The 16,983-nt window shown below is 67.1% G+C and carries 20 protein-coding genes and 1 pseudogene; 17 read left to right on the plus strand and 4 right to left on the minus strand.

Annotated features, from left to right (window positions below; all coding sequences use genetic code 11):
• Positions 1–33 precede the first annotated feature (33 nt).
• Positions 34–1,202, plus strand: a pseudogene (locus ACFSX5_RS14570) (phage portal protein).
• On the opposite strand, the gene ACFSX5_RS14575 reads toward ACFSX5_RS14570, so the two are convergent.
• Both ACFSX5_RS14575 and ACFSX5_RS14580 read right to left on the minus strand, forming a co-directional pair.
• Complete coding sequence (locus tag ACFSX5_RS14575; protein ID WP_386834407.1) at positions 1,184–1,447, minus strand: DUF2442 domain-containing protein; 264 nt, start codon at positions 1,445–1,447, stop codon at positions 1,184–1,186. The pseudogene ACFSX5_RS14570 and the gene ACFSX5_RS14575 sit on opposite strands and share 19 nt — an antisense overlap.
• Positions 1,448–1,523: 76 nt before the next feature.
• Positions 1,524–1,664, minus strand: coding sequence for a DUF4160 domain-containing protein (locus tag ACFSX5_RS14580; RefSeq protein ID WP_386834409.1), 141 nt, complete (start codon positions 1,662–1,664; stop codon positions 1,524–1,526).
• Positions 1,665–1,746: 82 nt separating this feature from the next.
• Between ACFSX5_RS14580 and ACFSX5_RS14585 the strand changes: the two genes are divergently transcribed.
• The 10 genes from ACFSX5_RS14585 (at position 1,747) to ACFSX5_RS14630 (ending at position 7,189) form a co-directional block, all read left to right on the plus strand.
• Positions 1,747–1,935, plus strand: a complete 189-nt coding sequence (locus ACFSX5_RS14585; protein ID WP_386834411.1) for a hypothetical protein — start codon at positions 1,747–1,749, stop codon at positions 1,933–1,935.
• Between the two features lie 4 nt (positions 1,936–1,939).
• A complete protein-coding gene (locus ACFSX5_RS14590) occupies positions 1,940–2,068 on the plus strand; it encodes a hypothetical protein (protein WP_386834412.1) in 129 nt (42 codons plus the stop codon).
• Positions 2,068–2,490 (plus strand): HK97 family phage prohead protease, encoded by a 423-nt coding sequence (locus ACFSX5_RS14595; RefSeq protein ID WP_386834414.1) that lies wholly within the window; start codon positions 2,068–2,070, stop codon positions 2,488–2,490. The genes ACFSX5_RS14590 and ACFSX5_RS14595 overlap by 1 nt, the downstream gene beginning before the upstream one ends.
• Positions 2,478–2,687, plus strand: coding sequence for a hypothetical protein (locus ACFSX5_RS14600; RefSeq protein ID WP_386834415.1), 210 nt, complete (start codon positions 2,478–2,480; stop codon positions 2,685–2,687). The genes ACFSX5_RS14595 and ACFSX5_RS14600 overlap by 13 nt, the downstream gene beginning before the upstream one ends.
• A complete protein-coding gene (locus ACFSX5_RS14605) occupies positions 2,684–2,827 on the plus strand; it encodes a hypothetical protein (protein WP_386834416.1) in 144 nt (47 codons plus the stop codon). The genes ACFSX5_RS14600 and ACFSX5_RS14605 overlap by 4 nt, the downstream gene beginning before the upstream one ends.
• Positions 2,828–2,908: 81 nt before the next feature.
• Complete coding sequence (locus ACFSX5_RS14610; protein ID WP_386834417.1) at positions 2,909–3,202, plus strand: PepSY domain-containing protein; 294 nt, start codon at positions 2,909–2,911, stop codon at positions 3,200–3,202.
• Positions 3,203–3,225: 23 nt separating this feature from the next.
• Positions 3,226–3,885, plus strand: coding sequence for a response regulator transcription factor (locus tag ACFSX5_RS14615; protein ID WP_386834418.1), 660 nt, complete (start codon positions 3,226–3,228; stop codon positions 3,883–3,885).
• A gap of 8 nt (positions 3,886–3,893) precedes the next feature.
• A complete protein-coding gene (locus ACFSX5_RS14620) occupies positions 3,894–5,357 on the plus strand; it encodes a sensor histidine kinase (RefSeq protein WP_386834419.1) in 1,464 nt (487 codons plus the stop codon).
• A 57-nt stretch (positions 5,358–5,414) separates the two neighbouring features.
• The gene (locus ACFSX5_RS14625; RefSeq protein ID WP_386834420.1) at positions 5,415–5,888 is read left to right on the plus strand and encodes a hypothetical protein; all 474 of its coding nucleotides are present in this window, start codon (positions 5,415–5,417) and stop codon (positions 5,886–5,888) included.
• A 158-nt stretch (positions 5,889–6,046) separates the two neighbouring features.
• Positions 6,047–7,189: a hypothetical protein gene (locus tag ACFSX5_RS14630; protein ID WP_386834421.1), complete on the plus strand. Its 1,143-nt coding sequence runs from the start codon at positions 6,047–6,049 to the stop codon at positions 7,187–7,189.
• Here the strand turns inward: ACFSX5_RS14630 and ACFSX5_RS14635 are convergent.
• Both ACFSX5_RS14635 and ACFSX5_RS14640 read right to left on the minus strand, forming a co-directional pair.
• Entirely contained in the window at positions 7,151–9,136 is a 1,986-nt protein-coding gene (locus tag ACFSX5_RS14635; RefSeq protein WP_386834422.1) for an FAD-dependent oxidoreductase, read from the minus strand. The two genes, ACFSX5_RS14630 and ACFSX5_RS14635, sit on opposite strands and share 39 nt — an antisense overlap.
• Complete coding sequence (locus ACFSX5_RS14640) at positions 9,133–10,191, minus strand: hypothetical protein (protein ID WP_386834423.1); 1,059 nt, start codon at positions 10,189–10,191, stop codon at positions 9,133–9,135. Before ACFSX5_RS14640 ends, ACFSX5_RS14635 begins: the two co-directional genes overlap by 4 nt.
• A 123-nt stretch (positions 10,192–10,314) precedes the next feature.
• Between ACFSX5_RS14640 and ccmI the strand changes: the two genes are divergently transcribed.
• From ccmI to ACFSX5_RS14670, 6 genes are all read left to right on the plus strand, one after another.
• Positions 10,315–11,385 carry a c-type cytochrome biogenesis protein CcmI gene (gene ccmI, locus ACFSX5_RS14645; protein ID WP_386834425.1) on the plus strand — a complete coding sequence of 357 codons (1,071 nt, stop codon included), beginning with the start codon at positions 10,315–10,317 and terminating at the stop codon, positions 11,383–11,385.
• Entirely contained in the window at positions 11,382–11,855 is a 474-nt protein-coding gene (gene ccmE, locus ACFSX5_RS14650) for a cytochrome c maturation protein CcmE (RefSeq protein ID WP_386834426.1), read from the plus strand. The genes ccmI and ccmE overlap by 4 nt, the downstream gene beginning before the upstream one ends.
• A gap of 171 nt (positions 11,856–12,026) precedes the next feature.
• Positions 12,027–14,000, plus strand: a complete 1,974-nt coding sequence (locus ACFSX5_RS14655) for a heme lyase CcmF/NrfE family subunit (RefSeq protein WP_386834427.1) — start codon at positions 12,027–12,029, stop codon at positions 13,998–14,000.
• Complete coding sequence (locus ACFSX5_RS14660; protein ID WP_386834428.1) at positions 13,997–14,452, plus strand: cytochrome c-type biogenesis protein; 456 nt, start codon at positions 13,997–13,999, stop codon at positions 14,450–14,452. The genes ACFSX5_RS14655 and ACFSX5_RS14660 overlap by 4 nt, the downstream gene beginning before the upstream one ends.
• 251 nt (positions 14,453–14,703) lie before the next feature.
• Positions 14,704–16,236: a Do family serine endopeptidase gene (locus tag ACFSX5_RS14665; protein ID WP_386834430.1), complete on the plus strand. Its 1,533-nt coding sequence runs from the start codon at positions 14,704–14,706 to the stop codon at positions 16,234–16,236.
• Between the two features lie 71 nt (positions 16,237–16,307).
• The gene (locus ACFSX5_RS14670) at positions 16,308–16,979 is read left to right on the plus strand and encodes a winged helix-turn-helix domain-containing protein (protein ID WP_386834432.1); all 672 of its coding nucleotides are present in this window, start codon (positions 16,308–16,310) and stop codon (positions 16,977–16,979) included.
• Positions 16,980–16,983: the final 4 nt, after the last annotated feature.

A 16,983-nucleotide genomic window follows, 5' to 3' on the forward strand; every position in this document is an offset into this window, starting at 1 on the left:
GGGGCTTTTGCTTTTCCTGCCCCTGGAGGCTCCATGCCTGAGTGGATCAATCGCCTGTTCGGCGGCGGTGCCGGCCCGGCCGGTGAACAGAAGAGCTTCGGCGGGCACACGCTGCTGACGCTCAGTCAGTTGGGGGCGCCGAACTGGAGCGGGCGCGGCTTTGCCAGCCTCGCAACCAGGGCTTTGCCCGCAATCCGGTGGTCTATCGCTGCGTGCGGCTGATTGCCGAGGCAGCGAACCGGGTGCCGCTGAGGGTGACCGAGAACGGCCGTCGGGTGGACGAGCATCCGCTGGCGGTGCTGCTCGCAAGGCCGAATGGCCGCCAGGGCGGCGGCGAACTGCTGGAGGCGGTCTATGCCTTTCTGCAGACGGCGGGGAATGCCTATCTGCAGGCCGGCATCGTCGACGGCGCAGTGCGCGGGCTGTTCGTGCTACGGCCGGACCGGATGAAGGTGGTGGCCGGCAGCGATGGCTGGCCCGTGGCCTATGACTATACCGCCGGCGGGCGGACGCTGCACATAAGGCAGGATGGGGAGCCGGTGCCGGGCGTGCTGCATCTGTCGCTGTTTCATCCGATGGACGACCACTACGGCATGGCGCCGCTCGAGGCGGCGCAGGTGAGCCTCGACATTCACAATGCCTCGGCGGGCTGGAACAAGGCGCTGCTTGACAATGCGGCGCGGCCGATCGGGGCGCTGGTCTACCAGGCCGGCGCCGGGCAGTTGACGCAGGACCAGTTCCAGCGGCTGAAGGAGGAACTGGAAACGGAGTTTTCGGGCGCCGCCAATGCCGGCCGGCCGATGCTGCTGGAAGGCGGGCTCGACTGGAAGCCACTGGCGATGAGCCCGCGCGACATGGACTTCATCGAGGCGCGCAACGCCGCAGCGAGGGACATCGCGCTCGCCTTCGGCGTGCCGCCGATGCTGCTCGGCATCCCCGGCGACAACACCTATGCCAACTACCAGGAGGGCAACCGGGCGCTATGGCGGCACACGCTGGTGCCGCTCGTGCGCCGTGTGGCCGACGATCTCGGCGCCTGGCTGAGGCCCGCGTTCGGCGGGGCTGGGATCGAGCCCGATTTCGACGGGGTCGAGGCACTGGCCGAGGACCGCGCGGCACTGTGGGCGCGCGTCGGGGCGGCCGAGTTTTTGAGCGACGCGGAGAAGCGCGAGATGCTTGGGGTTCAGGCGGCGCGGGAATGACGTCGATTGCCGGCGAGCAGGCCGAGCACCGAGATATCTTCGTCGATGTCCGGCCAGTGAATGCCCTCGCCAATGCCGATCAGGCGCCACTTGCTGCGAGCGGCGGCAGGGGCATCGCGCAGACGTGGAAACCACGCCGTGGGCGCACCGATCTCGCGGCCATCGTCGAGCGTCACGCGCAGCGTTTCGTCGCTGACGGTTACGTCTACGGCCAGCGGTTCGGTCTCAAACGTCAAAGTGCTCATGCCAGGCCCTGAGGAATTCGTCTCGATGCTCTGCCACCATCTGCCGAAGCGGTCCAAGCTCATGAGAGCGGAACCGTTAGGATGATGCCAGTTCAACCGGCTCAAGCCGATACTTGGCCAGGCGGTCTCCGAATTCAACATGCACATGCGGCGGCTCGTTGCCTTCGCCGCTGTAGAAGAAGAACCGATAGCCGTCGAGGCGAAGGATGGTGGGCATTGGGCTGCTCCCTCCGGGCAATCTGCATCTGCCCAACCTTTAGCGCCAGACAGTTGTCGGCACTTACACGCGGAGATCGAGGATGGACGACCTGACACGCACCGTCGTCGAGCGCGGCGACCTGGCGCATCTGGCGCTGTTTCTGTGGGCGAGCGGGGCGAGTGCGCTCCTGGTGTGGAGCCTCAAGGAGATGGCGCGGGTGAATCGATACTTCAACGACTTCGTGCGGGAGATCGCCTCGTTGAATCGGCTGTTCAGGGACAAGGACTAAATGCATGGGGCACAAGGGAAAACGTGAGGGCGTGCAGCAGACCTTCCGGCAATTCGCCTGGAACCTGGCGGGGGTGATCGCCAGCACCAAGGGCGCGTTGAAGCCGCCGCCGAAGCCAGCCGGGAGCCGCTGATGGCGCGGATTCCGATCGACGCCGAAGGGCGGTTCGCGGGCTATGCCAGCGTGTTCAGACGGGTGGATGCCGGCGGCGGCATGGTGATGCCGGGGGCGTTCCGGGCGAGCCTCGCCCAAAGGGGCGAGCGCATCCGCATGCTGTTCCAGCATGACCTGAAGGAGCCGGTCGGCACCTGGGACGAGCTGCGCAAGGACGGGCACGGCCTCTTCGTCAGCGGCCGACTGGTGCCGGGGGTGCCGCGGGCGGACGCGCTGAAGCGCCTGATCGAGCGCGGGGCGCTCGACGGGCTGTCGATCGGCTTTCGTACCGTGCGGGCGACCCGTGAGGGCGGGCACCGCAAGCTATGGCAGATCGAGCTCTACGAGATCTCGATCGTGCGATCGAGGAGCGAGCGCGGCGTGGCGGGTTGCGGCTGCTGATCGAGGTCTATTGCGACCGGCGGCTCGCCTTCCTCCAGGCGTTGGCGACTTTCGCAGTGTTCGGGCGCGGCTGGACCCGCCGGGTTGCCACCATGCGCGCCGCGGCTCTGAACGCCATCCAACCCATCACAAAACCGACAGGGAGAACGCTCATGGATATTCTCAACGGCTACCGCACCTATATCGTGGCGGCATGATGCTGGTCGCCGGCATTGCCCAGATGCTCGGCATCGACATGCCGAGTCTCGATTCCGGCTCGGCCGGGCAGTTGATCCTCGAGGCATTGGCAGTCATTTTCCTGCGCAAGGGCCTCAAGGGCGATGTCGCAAAGGTGTAGCGGCGGCGCTTGACGGGAATGGGTGCGGCGGTCATTGCCGCATTCATGTCCCATTCAGCAACGTCCCCGTAGGGTCGAGGCATGAACAGAATTCTCAAAACCATCGCGATCGGCCTGTCGGTGCTGGGGTTCGGCTTTACCTGCACGGTGCCCGCAGCCCTGGCGCAGGCCTGCCTCGATCGCTACCAGATTCAGGAGGCGGTCACCTCGGGCCAAATTCGCTCGCTTGATGCGGTGCTCGCTTCCGCCGGCGTCGACGGCAGCACCACGGTGCTCAATGTCGAGGTATGTGACGAAGGCGGGCGGCTGGTCTATATTGTGGGTGTGCTGAACCCGGATGGATCGGCACTGAACCTGGTATTGGACGCACAGTAAGCCATCAGTGGGGGCGTGGGGCCATGCGTATTCTGGTTGTCGAAGACGATGTGAATCTCAACCGGCAGCTCAAAGAAGCGCTGACCGAAGCTGGCTATGTGGTGGACGTGGCCTTTGACGGCGAAGAGGGGCACTTCCTCGGCGATACCGAGCCCTACGACGCCATCGTGCTCGACATCGGCCTGCCGCAGATGGACGGGCTGTCGGTGCTGGAAGAGTGGCGCCGCGCCGGCAAGACGACGCCGGTGCTGCTGCTGACGGCGCGCGACCGCTGGAGCGACAAGGTGCAGGGCATCGATGCCGGCGCCGACGACTATGTCGCCAAGCCCTTTCACATGGAAGAAGTACTGGCCCGGCTCAGGGCTCTCGTGCGGCGGGCCGCAGGCCTTGCGAGCAACGAGATCGTCGCCGGATCGGTGCGGCTCGATGCCCGCTCGGGCAAGGTGACGGTGGACGGGCAGTCGGTGAAGCTGACGAGCCACGAACTGCGCCTGCTGAGCTACCTGATGCACCACAAGGGCAAAGTGGTGTCGCGGACCGAACTGACCGAGCACCTCTACGACCAGGACTTCGACCGCGACAGCAACACCATCGAAGTGTTCGTCGGTCGGTTGCGCAAGAAGCTGCCGGAGGACTGCATCCAGACGGTGCGCGGACTGGGCTACCAGATCGCTGAAGACTGAGCCGGCTGGTGAGCGACAGCGCTGTCCAGCAGGAGCCGGCCCCCGGTAGCGGCAAGGCCGAGCCGACGACATCGGCACTGGAAGCGCCGGCGAAGCGCAGTGGCTCGATTGCGGCCAGGCTGTTCTGGCTTTCCGCCACCTGGCTGGTGTTGGCGCTGGTTGCGACCGGCTTTCTGCTGACCGATCTCTACTCCCGGGCGCTCGACTCATCGCTGTCGCAGACCCTGGATTTTCACGTCGAGACCCTGACGGGGCAACTGCTCGAGACCGGCAATCCGCTCGATGAGGCGGTGGTGCTTGCCGACCCGCGTTTCGAACGGCCGCGCTCCGGCTGGTACTGGGCCATCCGCGGCAATGACGGCCGGCTGTTCAACTTCTCAACCTCTATGGTGGGCATCGACCTGCCGGTGATGATGGGACCGGTCGACAGCGCCGGGCGGCGTACGGCGATCGTTGATGACGCGTTCGGCACACGCATCCGCGTCGTCGAGCGCACCGTGACCATAGGTCCGGACCTCACCTATCGGATCGTGGTCAGCGGCAATCTCAGCGAAATCCTGAACCTGGTCGAGAACTTCCGCGGCCAAGCCTTCATCGTGCTCGGTGCGGTAGGGGTGATGCTGGCGGTCATGAGCGCTATCGTCGCTCGCTTCGCCATGCGACCGGTGGACCGGCTGAGTCGCGCTATCGAGCGCGTGCGCGAAGGCGAGAGCACCGCGGTCACCGGCACCTATCCACGCGAGATCGCGCCCCTGGCCGAGGAGGTGAACGAGCTGCTGCGCTCCAACACCCAGATCATTGAACGCGCCCGGAACCAGGTGGGCAACCTGGCGCATGGCCTGAAGACACCGATCGCGGTGCTGCGCAACGAGGCGCGCAACAGCAAGGGCGCCCTTGCCAACGTGGTACAGGCCGAGACCGAGAAAATGAGCACCATGGTCTCGACCTATCTCGAGCGGGCGCGGCTCGCCGCCCGCACCTCGGTGGTCGGCAAGAAGGCCGACGCCACCATGATCATGCTGCGGCTGACGCGGGTGATGCGGAAGATCCACCCGGACGTCACCATCGCCTTTCAGCGGCCGGACGCTTCGCTGCCCTGGTTCCGCGGTGATGAGGCCGATCTCGAGGAGATGGCGGGCAATCTGCTCGACAACGCCTGCAAGTGGTCGAAGGGGCAGGTGGGGGTGCGCCTTTCGGCGGAACGCAGCGACACCGGGACGATGCTGCTGATCCGCATCGACGACAACGGTCCGGGGCTGACCGAGGAGGACGCGCAGAAAGTGTTGCGCCGCGGCGTCAGGCTGGACGAGAAAACGCCCGGGACGGGACTAGGGCTCGATATCGTCAAGGAATTGGTGGATGTTTACGGCGGCAGTCTGGCCTTGAAACGCTCGGCTCTGGGCGGTCTGCTGGTGGAATTGCGGCTTCCTACGGCGCGGCTCGGCGGCCTCTCCCGTCCTGCCGCAGCCTGACGCACTTTCGCCGTAAATCGCACCGATCACGATTTGACCGAACACGAGACGCTTTTCATGAATCGCATTGCCTTGTTTGCTACTCCGTTGTTTGCCCTTGCACTCTCCGCCTGTGCGAGCACGGCGCCGACCCAGGTCGCCACGGCGCCGGTGGTCACCGCACCGGTCGTGACCGCCCCGGTGGTGCCGACCCCGGCGCAGACCACCCAGCAGGCACTGCTGACCACCAGCGTGTCGCAGGGCTTCGTCGACACCGCTGCGCTGAACCTGATGACGGCGAAGGACTCGAGCGAAGCCAACACGGCACAGTTCTATGCGTTGCAGTTCGGCCGTCCCGGCGCCCCGCGGCAGTGGACGGGCGATCGCGGCACCACCGGCTCGGTCGCTGTCGGACCCTATGTCCGCGTCAACAACCTCGATTGCCGCGACTTCACCCACACGGTGAAGATCAACGGCCAGGACTATGTGAAAAAGGGCACCGCCTGCCGCGAGCAGAACGGCAACTGGGCAGTGGTGCCCGGCACCGCCTGATCAGGTCCGCGCGCGGGAGATAAGGATTGTTTACCAGCCACCTATAGGGTTGCTGGACAGTCTGCCTCACCCCGCGCGTGTTGATGCCTTCCGCAGCCAAACCACAGCCTGCCACTGCTGCTGCACCACAGCCTGCTCCCCTGCACAGGGTCGCGCCGGTGGCGCGGCCATTCGCCGGCCTGCTCGAGCCGGTGATCGTCGAAGAACTGCCCGCGAGCCCGCTGCCGGGTGCCCTGGCGCGCCAGCATGTCGAGGCGGCCTGGACCTGGGTGCTGCGCGACCTTGCGCCGGACCTGCTTTCGGCCGAGCGCGCCGCCAATGGCAGCCTGACTGCGGCAGAACTCGAAGACGTGGCAACCGAACTGCTGGCCCGCATGAAGGATCAGTTGGCCCGCGCCGAGGCTGATTTCGACACCGGTCGCCGGCTGCGCGCCATGCTCGGCAGCGACGAGGCTCGGGCGGCGCTTCCGGCCGTGGTGGCAGCACTCCGCCACCGCGCCCTGCTCACGAAGGCGCAGGGCTTCGGACGGGCAGTCAACGCCATATCCGAAGAGGCCGGATTGGTGGCAGCGCTGCAGTCCATGCCCGTACAGGATCCAGCCCTCGCCGGCTTGCTGTTCCTGGCGGCTGCCGGGCAGGTCGCCAACCCCAGTCGTCTGGTGCTCGCCGTGATCAAGATCTGCGGCAATCCAAGCGAGGCAACCATTATTCGCTCGGGATTCGCGCCCCTGATCGACGGGCTTTTGACTCAGGCGCAGAACCAGTTGCACCTGATGAAACCGATGGGGCCGTTTGCCGACATCGATCTCACCTGCCGGGGCCTCGACCGCTTTCACCGGCTGGTGCGCGCGGTGACCGGCTATGTGGAACTGACGCGGGGCGGCCGCTGGACGGCTGCGCTCTCGGCAATGACCCGCCAGGTGTCGGAGCGGATCGAGCCGCGGCTCAAGACCGTGGTGACTGACCTCAATATGGCCATGCGGCGCGGTCGCGATGGCAGCGACCGGCTCGACAACAGCGCTGTCCTCGCAGCAATCGGCGGCGTGTACCTGCTGGCGGCGGTGCGCGAATGCCGCGATTCCCTGGCCGTGAACGCAACCTTCGACCAAGCCTGGAGCCAGACCGGCCAGGCGCTCGAAACCCATCTCGAGCGCAATCTCGACCTGCTGCGCCGCCAGCCGGGAGATCCGGTGGTCGGTGGCAGGCTGGATGCGGCCATCAAGATGGCCGAGGTCCGGTTCAACGCGGATTACGCCGACACGCTAAGGCGTGCCCGCGCCTCGGCTGAGCGCCGCAGCTAGATCCATCCCCTCGGCATAGGGTGCCACCAGCGTCAGCGGGACCACGCGCGTGCTTTCGCGCAGCATCACCTTGCTTCCGGCACTGCCGATGGCGGCGCCATCCAGCAGCGCCAAAGCCCCATCCTGCACCGGCCGAACCACCACGCCGATCGCGGCGAGCGGGTCGGCCGTGTCGGCGTCGGGCTGTATCAGCCCGCCGGGATCGAGGGTGCGCCCCTCGGTCGGTCGGATCAGCCAGAGCTGACCACGGCCACCGAAGCGACCCACCAGATAATCCGGCAGCAGCGTCGGTGCGCGCGGGGGCGGTGCTTCCGCGGGGCGGGTGTGCGCAAGGGCAAGGCCCGTCCGCTCCTGCGCGACGGCCCCGGCGCTGGCCGCCGGAACCAAGCCGAGTTGGACGCTGGCCGCGACAATGCCGACATCCAGCGGCTGCGGCGTATCCGCGATCGACTCCGTGGCAGGCTGCCGCTGCCATGGCCAGGAGCCCGGCGCTGCTGCGGGGCGCCTGAACAGGTGGCGGCCTGCAGCAAGAAAGCTCGCTTCGCCCGCGACGCTTGCGATGGAGGTCGGATCGTCCGGCGTGTCGTAGACCGGATCGATGCTGAGTTCCTGGACGCCCTGGCGAGGGCGCCCCAACAGCGCGGCAACCGCGTCGGGGCCACTGGCGGCGCAGGCCGTGCGGCTGAGCCAACCGGCAGCGCTGCCGGCAAGCGCGATGCCGTCCAGGGTGCCGGTGGCTTCAAGGCGGTGGCGTGAAGACTGCCAGCGGCTGAAGCCGCCGGCGCCGTTCCACAGCGTCAGGTCCGGCTGCCAGCCGCCGCAGGCGACGAGGCTGTCGGTGGTCAGATCAGCGCCACCTGTTGCGGCTCCGCCCATGGCAGACTCGGTGCGGAGCTGCAGGCGGCCCCGGGATTGCACTGCCGCAGCAAGGCGTGACCCCGGTGCTTGGGTGATCCCATAGGCGCGCGAAAAAGCGATGAACCGGGACTCCGGCCCCGCCCGGGTGTCGATGACCCGATTGATCCGCACCCTGGCATCGGCGGCGAGCATGGCAAGGCGATAGGCGACGCTGCTGACGGTCGCGATGACAGCATCGCGGCCCGGCCAGATGCCATAGTGCCAGCCGAGTTCGAAGGCTTCCAGCGCACCGCGGGCGCGGGGGAGGCGGTTTCCGGCGAAGATCGGCAGGCGCTCGAGGCTGCCAGTGGCGAGGATGATGCGTGGGCTCTCGATCTCAAGCAGCTGCGCCTGCGGCTTGCCGCCGACGAGGTGGACGACATGGGCCTGCACGAGGCCGGAGCGGGCGGAGACAACTTCGGCGCTGGTGACAAGGGTGATCGCGTCATTGGCGGCAACGGCCGCCAGCAGCGTGGCGATGGCGGTCTCGGGCTGGTCTTCGCCCTCCTGGCGCCCGAACAGCACCGAATAGCCGCCGGGCTGGAGCCGAGCTTCGAGAACCATCACCGACAGGCCGGACCTGGCAGCGGCGAGCGCTGCGGTCAGACCAGCAATGCCTGCGCCCACAACGACCAGGTCCGCCCGGCCATACTGGCGCTGCAGGTGTTCGCCGCTGACGGTGGCGCTGGACGGATGCTGATCGAGATGGAGGCTGTTGCCGCCCAACAGGCGGTGCAGCAGCGAGTTGCGGGCGCCGGTGAAGTACTCGGCTCCGTCGGTCGCCGGCGTGCGCTCCATGGGCAGCGGGATGGTGGAGCCGGCCAGTTGCACGGCCGGAGCGACGGCGTAACTCAGAGCCAGAGGTGCGCCGTGGATGGTGCCGAGCGTGTCGATGCCGGCCGCGAGGGCGGCGCTGAGCACCGTGTCACCAGTGAAGCCCTCGATGCTGCGGCCATCCAGCCGGAAGCGGATCGGCTTGCTGCGATCGATGGCGGCGCCGAGGAACGGCCCGGCAGTCTCGGCGGGGAGGCGGAAAGGCTGGCGCTTCACGCTGCGCCCCGGAATTCGGCGGCAGGGGAGGCCGAGATGCTGCGTCCGACCAGGCGCGCCTCGAACCAGGACCTTTCGGCCCCCGAGGCGCGGTCGCAGAGCCAGCGGGCGATGGCCGGCGCGAAGAAGGCGCCGGTGAACCCGAAGCCCGCCAGGATGTCGGGGCCGACATCCCCGACCCGTCCGACTGCAGGGGCGCCATCGGCGGTGGTGATCGACACATATTGCGAGCGGCCGGCGAGGCGAGGCGCCCGCTCGCGGCCCAGCAGGGCCACAAGCCGGGCCGCAAAGTCGTCCGCCGCTCCGGGGCCGAGGGCCACGAGGCCACCATGCGGCTGCCGGTGCAGCGTCAGGCCGAAGTCCAGCTGATGCATGACGGCCCCAGCCATGGGTGCGGTCGGCTCGAGGAGCAAAGTATTGCCGACCTCGCGCACCAGCAGGGAAGGCCAGCTATCGGTGGGTAGGTGACGCAGCAGGGCGGTGTCGTCGGCGAGGACCACCCGGGCAATGCGGCAATAGGCGTCTCCGCTGGGCGCGGAGCCGCTGCCATCCGCATGGATGTTGACGGCACCGGTGAGGCGCACCACGCCGAGGCGGTCCAGCCAGGCATCAAGGGCGGCTTCGAGCGTGGCTCGGTGGAACACGACGCAGTCGCGCAGGTAGATGGCGTTCCGCCCCGGGCCGATCAGATCCGGCGGCACCCGCTCGGCGGCGATGCCGAAGGCGCTGGCCATGTGCCGGATGTGCGATATCGCTTCGGCCGGGGCGGCGAGGTCGGCAAACAGGATCGGGTCTATCCGGGCCCAGGCCGAGCGGCCGCCGATGCGGGACAGGAGTTTCACCGTTTCGGGCACGAGAGTGGTGAGCAGCGACCAGCTCTCGGGCCTGGTGATGGCGCCGGCAGACAGATCGAGCCCTCGCGGCAGCCGGTAGGCAGCATCCGTTTCGGCGGCGATCGCCACCCGTTTGCCATGCTCGGAGGCCAGCAGTCCCGCGAGAAGTCGAGCCTGGGGCGTTGAACCCAGGATGGCGAAGTGGGCCTCGATGTCGCTCATGCCCCGGCTCTGCCCTGTGGCAATGCGTCCGCCTCAAGAGTCCGTAATGGTGTGGTTTTTTGCCGTGGCCGGCTTATAGATGGCGCCAGTCGCCCGTCCGTCCGCGCCCAGCGTTCGAGGCCCATGCTGTTCTGGTTCGTCGCCATTGCTGTTACCGCCATCGCCTGCGCTGCGTTGTTTTACGCAGCCGGTCCCCGCGCGGTCAACGCAAGCGCCGGCGTAACGGCCGATCCCAACAGTCATTTTCGTCTGGTCCTTGCCGGCATCGAGGCGGATGTCGCCTCTGGCCGGCTGGGGCAGCGCGAGGCCGAGGCGGCGCGCGGTGAACTGGCCCGCGAGATGCTCAGGAGCCGCACGGAGCGGGGCGAGGTCACCGGTGGCCCTCCCTTCGGTCGCCTACAGCTTGTGGTGGGGCTTGCCCTCATCGCCGCTGTGAGCTTTGCCGTCTATGGCTGGCTCGGCTCACCCCAGCAGCCGGCCCAGCCCCTGGCGGAGCGGCCGGAACTGACGGCTCAAACCCTTGATCTCGCCGAGGCGGTGGCCCGGATCGAGGCGGCGCTGGCGGCCAATCCCGACGACCTGCGCGGCTGGACGGTGATCGCGCCCGCCTACACCCAGATGGGCCGCTATGCCGACGCGGTGAACGCCTGGCGGCGTGTGCTGGCGCTCGGCGGCACCAATCCGGACGCTCAGACGCGCCTCGCCGAAGCGCTGCTGCTCGAGAGCAACGGCACCGGCTCCGCCGAGGCTATGGACCTCCTGCGCGCCGCCGCGACCGATCCGCAGCACGTGCCGTCCCGGCTCTACCTCGCCGCGGAACTGACCCGCACCGGCGCCTTTGAAGAGGCAGAGGCCCTCTGGCGCGAAGTTCTGGCGCTGGCCGAGGGCACCGAGCCGTGGATCGCCGGCGCCCGGCAGGGGCTGGCTGTGGCCGAAAACCGCGGCGCGCCGGCCGAAGGGGCGCCGGATATCGGCGCCATGGTGTCCGGCCTGGCGGAGCGCCTCGCTCGCGATGGCGGCACGGTGGAGGAGTGGACGCAACTGGTGCAGTCCTACATCGTGCTCGGTGACACCGCGGCCGCGCAGGCTGCCTATGACGACGCGGTTGCCGCGTATCCGCAGGCCTTCGACCGCGGCGAACTCGACACGCTGGCCCTTGGTGCCGGCCTTGAACTGAGGGAAAATGGCCAATGACCGCACCCGCCACACCCCGATCCCGCGGCTGGAGCCGCAAGCAGAAGCGGCTGGCGGTGATCGCCGGCCTGCTGCTGGTGGTGGCGCTGGCGGCAGCGCTGGTGCTGACTGCCCTGCGCGACCAGATCGTGTTCTTCTATTCGCCCAGTGAAGTCGCCGCCCGCGCGGTAGAACCCGGCACCCCGATCCGGCTCGGTGGGCTCGTCAAGGACGGGAGCTGGACCCGCTCCGGCGAGAGCAATTTCTTCGTCATCACCGATGGTGGCGCCGAAGTCGCGGCGCACTATTCCGGCATCCTGCCGGACCTGTTCCGCGAGGGGCAGGGCGTGGTTGCGGAAGGGCGGCTCGGCAGCGACGGCAGCTTCGAGGCCACGAACGTGCTGGCCAAGCACGACGAGAACTACGTGCCCAAGGAAGTCGTGGACGCGCTGAAGGCGCAGGGGGAATGGCGGCCGGAGGCAGCGCAGTGAAAGCGGTTGTCCGTCTGCTGACCCCCACCCTTGATCCCTCCCCACAAGGAGGTTGGAGACGATGAACTCCGATATCTCGGCTCTGCGTCTCCCTCCCCATGATAGGGAGGGATTGAGGGTGGGGTGGAGCGACACCCTTCAACGCCTGCGGCAAGCCGAAAGCGTCGCCGCATGAGCATTGAACTCGGCCACTTTGCGCTCGTCCTCGCCTTTGCCATTGCGACTATCTCGGCGGTGGGGGGCTACCTCTATCATCGCTCCGGCACGCGGCTGGCGATGGTCCTGCGGCAGGGCGCGGTGCTGCAGTTCGTGCTGGTGGCGGTAGCGTTCGGCGCTCTGATCCAGGCGTTCGTCGTGTCCGACTTCAGCCTGCTGCTGGCGGTGGAGCACTCTCATTCGCTCAAGCCATTGATCTTCAAGATCAGCGGCGTCTGGGGCAATCACGAAGGATCGATGGTCCTCTGGATCGTGATCCTCGTGCTGTTCGGCGCCCTGGTGGCCGTGTTCGGGCGCAATCTTCCACACGATCTGCTGAGCCTGGTGCTCGCGACGCAGTCGCTGCTGACGGCGGCGTTCACCGGCTTCACCCTGTTCACGTCAAACCCGTTTACGCGCCTGCTTCCCGCGCCACTCGAGGGCAACGACCTCAATCCGGTGCTGCAGGATATCGGCCTCGCCATCCATCCGCCGCTGCTCTATGCCGGCTATGTCGGCTTCTCCATCTGCTTCAGCTTCGCTGTGGCGGCGCTGATTTCCCGGCGGATCGACCAGGCCTGGGCGCGCTGGGTGCGCCCATGGACCTTGCTGAGCTGGACCTTTCTGACCCTCGGCATCGCCATGGGCTCGTACTGGGCATATTACGAGCTCGGCTGGGGCGGCTGGTGGTTCTGGGATCCGGTCGAGAACGCCAGCTTTATGCCCTGGCTCGCGGGTACGGCGCTGCTGCATTCGGCGCTGGTCATGGAGAAACGCAACGCCCTGAAGATCTGGACGGTGCTGCTCGCCATCATCACCTTCTCCCTTTCGCTGCTCGGCACCTTCCTGGTTCGCTCCGGCATCCTGACCTCAGTCCACACCTTTGCCAGTGATCCCACCCGTGGGCTGGTGATCCTGTCGATGCTGGCCGTGCTGATCGGCGGCGCCTTCGCGCTGTTTGCCTTCCGCGCGGCCACTTTGCGGCAGGGCGGGTTGTTCGCGCCGGTCAGCCGCGAGGGGGCGCTGATCCTCAACAACCTCTTCCTCGCAACAGCCGTCGGCGCCATCCTGGTGGGCACGCTTTATCCGCTGCTGCTCGATGCCCTGACCGGAACCACGATTTCGGTCGGCGCCCCGTTCTTCGACCTCACCTTCACGGCCTTGATGGCGCCGCTGCTGCTGGTGCTGCCGTTCGGGCCGTTCCTGGCGTGGAAGCGGGCCGACGTGCTCGCAGCAGCGCAGAGGTTGATCGGTGCGGCGGCCCTGGCGCTGTTCGTCACCATCCTGGTCTCGGCCCTTGGTGGCGTATCGATCTCGCTGGCGCCGATCGGCCTGCTGCTCGGCTTCTGGGTCGCCTTCGGGGCTATCGCGGAACTCGTCGAGCGCAGCCGCCTCGGCCGTATTCCTTTCGGCGAGAGCTGGCGCCGGCTCAAGGGCCTGCCGCGACCCGCCTGGTCGACCGCCATCGCTCATTTCGGCCTGGGCGTGACGGTGCTGGGCATCGTCTCGGTGACGGCCTGGGAAACCGAGCTGGTGACCCGGCTCAACCCCGGCGAAACGGCCGAGCTTTCCGGCTATGCGGTCTCCTTCGAGGATTTCGACACTGTCCGTGGGCCGAACTACACGGCAGAGCAGGGGCACTTCAATATTACTGCGCCGAATGGCGGCACCCGCACCGCAATTGCCGAACGCCGCATCTATGCCGCGAGCGGGATGCCGACCACCGAAGCGGCCATCCAGACCTATGGCCTCTCTCAGCTTTACCTGCAATTGGGTGAACCGCTGGCCGACACCCATGTCGTGCGCATCTGGTACAAGCCCTACATCACCCTGATCTGGATCGGCGCCCTGTTGATGGCGGGGGCAGGGGCTCTGTCGCTGACGGATCGGCGCCTCAGAATCGGGGTGCCGAACCGGACGGCGCGGCCCCTTGCGGAGCCCGCCCAATGACCTGGCTCCGCTCGCTCGTCCTCGCCTGCGCGCTGCTGCTGTCCGGCGTCGCGGTTGCAGTGAGCCCCGACGAGATGCTGGCCGACCCGGTGCTGGAACAGCGGGCCCGCAACATCTCGGCGGAACTGCGCTGCCTCGTCTGCCAGAACCAGTCCATCGACGACAGCGACGCCGACCTCGCGCGGGACCTGCGGCTGCTGGTGCGCGAGCGGCTGGTCGCCGGCGACAGCGACGAGGATGTCCGCCAGTTCGTGGTGGACCGTTATGGCGAATACGTGCTGCTTAACCCAAGAGTGTCGGCCCAGACCCTGCTGCTCTGGGGCGCGGCACCGGCATTGCTGGTTGTGGGCCTGGTGGCGCTGTGGCTGGCGGGACGGCGCCGCAGTGCTGCGGAGGTCGGTTCCGACGGGCTGACCGCGGAAGAGCGCGCGGCGCTGGACGAGCTGAAATAGCCACCCTGCGCTGTCATAGACCTCATCCTGAGCTTGTCGAAGGACGAGGTCGCGGGCACGGTGCTACCGACCTCGTGGTTCGACAGGCTCACCATGAGGTCTGCGAGAATTGAGACGCTCGCTCGAGCCCTCCGCCCTAATCCCGCCCGCTACATTGCCAAGGTTTAATCTTGGGGCAACTTCTCTGAAAGCCCGGACATTCCATATCTACGGCACAAGCTGTTGAGGGCTTGCCGAAGGAGAAGAGTTTCATGGGATCGTCCATTCTCAAGCGGACCAGCCGTTGGCTCGGGGCTTCGGCCCTGGCGCTGATGGTCGGCGTCGGGGGTGTCAGCACCGCCTATGTCATGACCGGTACCGCCGCCAACGCGCAATTCCAGCCCGCCGCCCAGATCAGCGTGCCGGAAGTCAATGCCCACCCGGGCTTCGCGGACCTGGTCGAGGCGGTAAAGCCCGCCGTGGTGTCCATTCTCGTCGAAGCCGAGGAGAGCGGGCGCTCCGTTCGCCGCGGTGGCGACCAGTTCGAGTTCAACTTCCCCGATCTGCCGGAAGGTCATCCGTTCCAGGATTTCTTCGACCAGTTCGGTGATCAGTTCGGTCCGCGCGGTGGTGGTACGCCCGAGCGCGCGCCGCGCCGGTTCATGGCAGCCGGCTCCGGCTTCATCGTTTCCGCTGACGGGTATGTGGTGACCAACAACCACGTCGTCTCCGACGCCACCAAGGTCACGGTTGTGTTCGAGGATGGCAGCGAGCAGCAGGCCGAAGTCGTCGGCACCGACGAGCGCACCGACCTTGCCGTCATCAAGATCGAAGGCGATGACCTGCCGTTCGTCACCTTCGAATCCGAACCCAGCCGTGTCGGCGATTGGGTGGTGGCGGTCGGCAACCCGTTCGGCCTCGGCGGTTCGGTGACCGTCGGCGTGATCTCGGCTTCCGGCCGTGACATCGGCGGCAACAACTATGGCGACTTCCTGCAGATCGACGCGGCGGTCAACACGGGTAACTCCGGCGGGCCGACCTTCAACACCCGCGGTGAAGTGGTTGGCGTCAATACCGCCATCTATTCGCCCAACGGCGGCAATGTCGGCATCGCCTTCGCCATTCCAGCTTCCACCGTGCAGTCGGTCGTGGATCAGCTGATCAACAACGGTGAAGTCACCCGCGGCTATCTCGGCGTCGGCATCCAGGATGTCACCCGTGACATCGCCGACGGCGTGGGTCTCGAAGATGCCCGTGGTGCCATCGTCAGCAACGTCGCCGAGGACGGCCCTGCCGGTCCGGCTGGCGTCCAGTCCGGTGACATCATCACCGCCGTCGACGGTGATGAGATCGATGATGCACTCGACCTCAGCCGCACCATCGCCAGCAAGGCCCCGGACTCGACCGTCGAGCTGACCATCTGGCGCGATGGCGCCGAGACCACCGTCTCGGTGACGCTGGGCACGCTCAACGAAGAGCAGGCAGCACAGGCCGAAGAGCCCGAATCGCTGACCCCGCCGGCTCCGCTGCCGTCCGAGTCGAGTGTCGGCCTTAGCCTGGTGCCGAATGCGGATGGTAACGGGGGCCTGCTGATCCAGGACGTCGATCCGGAATCGGCTGCTGCCGAGAAGGGCCTCACTGTCGGTGATGCCATCGTGCAGGTCGACAACAAGCCGGTGAACAGCCTCGACGAGTTCGAGGCCGCCCTCGACGGCGTCCGTGACCGCGGCCTCAACACCGCCCTGGTCATGGTCGAACGCGACGGCAATGCTCGCTTCATCGGCCTGCCGCTCGGCGAGGAATAAGCCTACAAACATGGCCCCGGGACTCACCTCCCGGGGCTAACTGTAGCTGCCGACCACTGGAGAGCGTCCCGGTGAAAATCCTCCTGATCGAAGACGACCGCGAGGCGGCAAGCTATTTGATCCAGGCTCTCGACGAGGCCGGACACGTCACGCACCACGCCAGCGACGGTGAGACCGGCTACGCCATGGCGTCGGGCATGGACTACGACGTGCTGATCGTTGATCGCATGCTGCCGCGACGCGATGGTCTCTCCATCGTCGAGTCGCTGCGCGCCGAGGGTGACAACACCCCGGTGCTGATCCTGTCGGCGCTGGGCGAAGTGGACGATCGCGTGACCGGGCTCAGGGCAGGGGGCGACGACTACCTCACCAAGCCCTACGCTTTCACCGAACTCCTGGCCCGCATCGAGGTGCTGGCGCGGCGTTCCAGCCCCTCCGAGGCGGCGACCAGCTACAGCGTCGGCGGGCTGACGCTCGACCGGCTGTCGCGCAAGGTCGAGCGGGATGGCGAAACCATCCTGCTGCAGCCGCGCGAGTTCCGCCTGCTCGAATATCTGATGAAGCACGCCGGCAAGGTGGTGACCCGCACCATGCTGCTCGAGAATGTCTGGGACTACCACTTCGACCCCCAGACCAATGTCATCGACGTGCACATGTCGCGCCTCAGGAGCAAGATCGACAAGGGCTACGCCAGCCCGTTGCTCCACACCGTGCGCGGCGCCGGCTACATGATCCGCGAGTGAGCGC

This window comes from Devosia albogilva (assembly GCF_042685625.1).
GTDB lineage: Bacteria > Pseudomonadota > Alphaproteobacteria > Rhizobiales > Devosiaceae > Devosia > Devosia albogilva.

Coding starts and splice junctions, on each gene's coding strand:
- ACFSX5_RS14575 (WP_386834407.1), bottom strand. CDS start 1,447: ATGAGCACTTTGACGTTTGAGACCGAACCGCTGGCCGTAGACGTAACC.
- ACFSX5_RS14580 (WP_386834409.1), bottom strand. CDS start 1,664: ATGCCCACCATCCTTCGCCTCGACGGCTATCGGTTCTTCTTCTACAGC.
- ACFSX5_RS14585 (WP_386834411.1), top strand. CDS start 1,747: ATGGACGACCTGACACGCACCGTCGTCGAGCGCGGCGACCTGGCGCAT.
- ACFSX5_RS14590 (WP_386834412.1), top strand. CDS start 1,940: ATGGGGCACAAGGGAAAACGTGAGGGCGTGCAGCAGACCTTCCGGCAA.
- ACFSX5_RS14595 (WP_386834414.1), top strand. CDS start 2,068: ATGGCGCGGATTCCGATCGACGCCGAAGGGCGGTTCGCGGGCTATGCC.
- ACFSX5_RS14605 (WP_386834416.1), top strand. CDS start 2,684: ATGATGCTGGTCGCCGGCATTGCCCAGATGCTCGGCATCGACATGCCG.
- ACFSX5_RS14610 (WP_386834417.1), top strand. CDS start 2,909: ATGAACAGAATTCTCAAAACCATCGCGATCGGCCTGTCGGTGCTGGGG.
- ACFSX5_RS14615 (WP_386834418.1), top strand. CDS start 3,226: ATGCGTATTCTGGTTGTCGAAGACGATGTGAATCTCAACCGGCAGCTC.
- ACFSX5_RS14625 (WP_386834420.1), top strand. CDS start 5,415: ATGAATCGCATTGCCTTGTTTGCTACTCCGTTGTTTGCCCTTGCACTC.
- ACFSX5_RS14640 (WP_386834423.1), bottom strand. CDS start 10,191: ATGAGCGACATCGAGGCCCACTTCGCCATCCTGGGTTCAACGCCCCAG.
- ccmI (WP_386834425.1), top strand. CDS start 10,315: ATGCTGTTCTGGTTCGTCGCCATTGCTGTTACCGCCATCGCCTGCGCT.
- ccmE (WP_386834426.1), top strand. CDS start 11,382: ATGACCGCACCCGCCACACCCCGATCCCGCGGCTGGAGCCGCAAGCAG.
- ACFSX5_RS14655 (WP_386834427.1), top strand. CDS start 12,027: ATGAGCATTGAACTCGGCCACTTTGCGCTCGTCCTCGCCTTTGCCATT.
- ACFSX5_RS14660 (WP_386834428.1), top strand. CDS start 13,997: ATGACCTGGCTCCGCTCGCTCGTCCTCGCCTGCGCGCTGCTGCTGTCC.
- ACFSX5_RS14665 (WP_386834430.1), top strand. CDS start 14,704: ATGGGATCGTCCATTCTCAAGCGGACCAGCCGTTGGCTCGGGGCTTCG.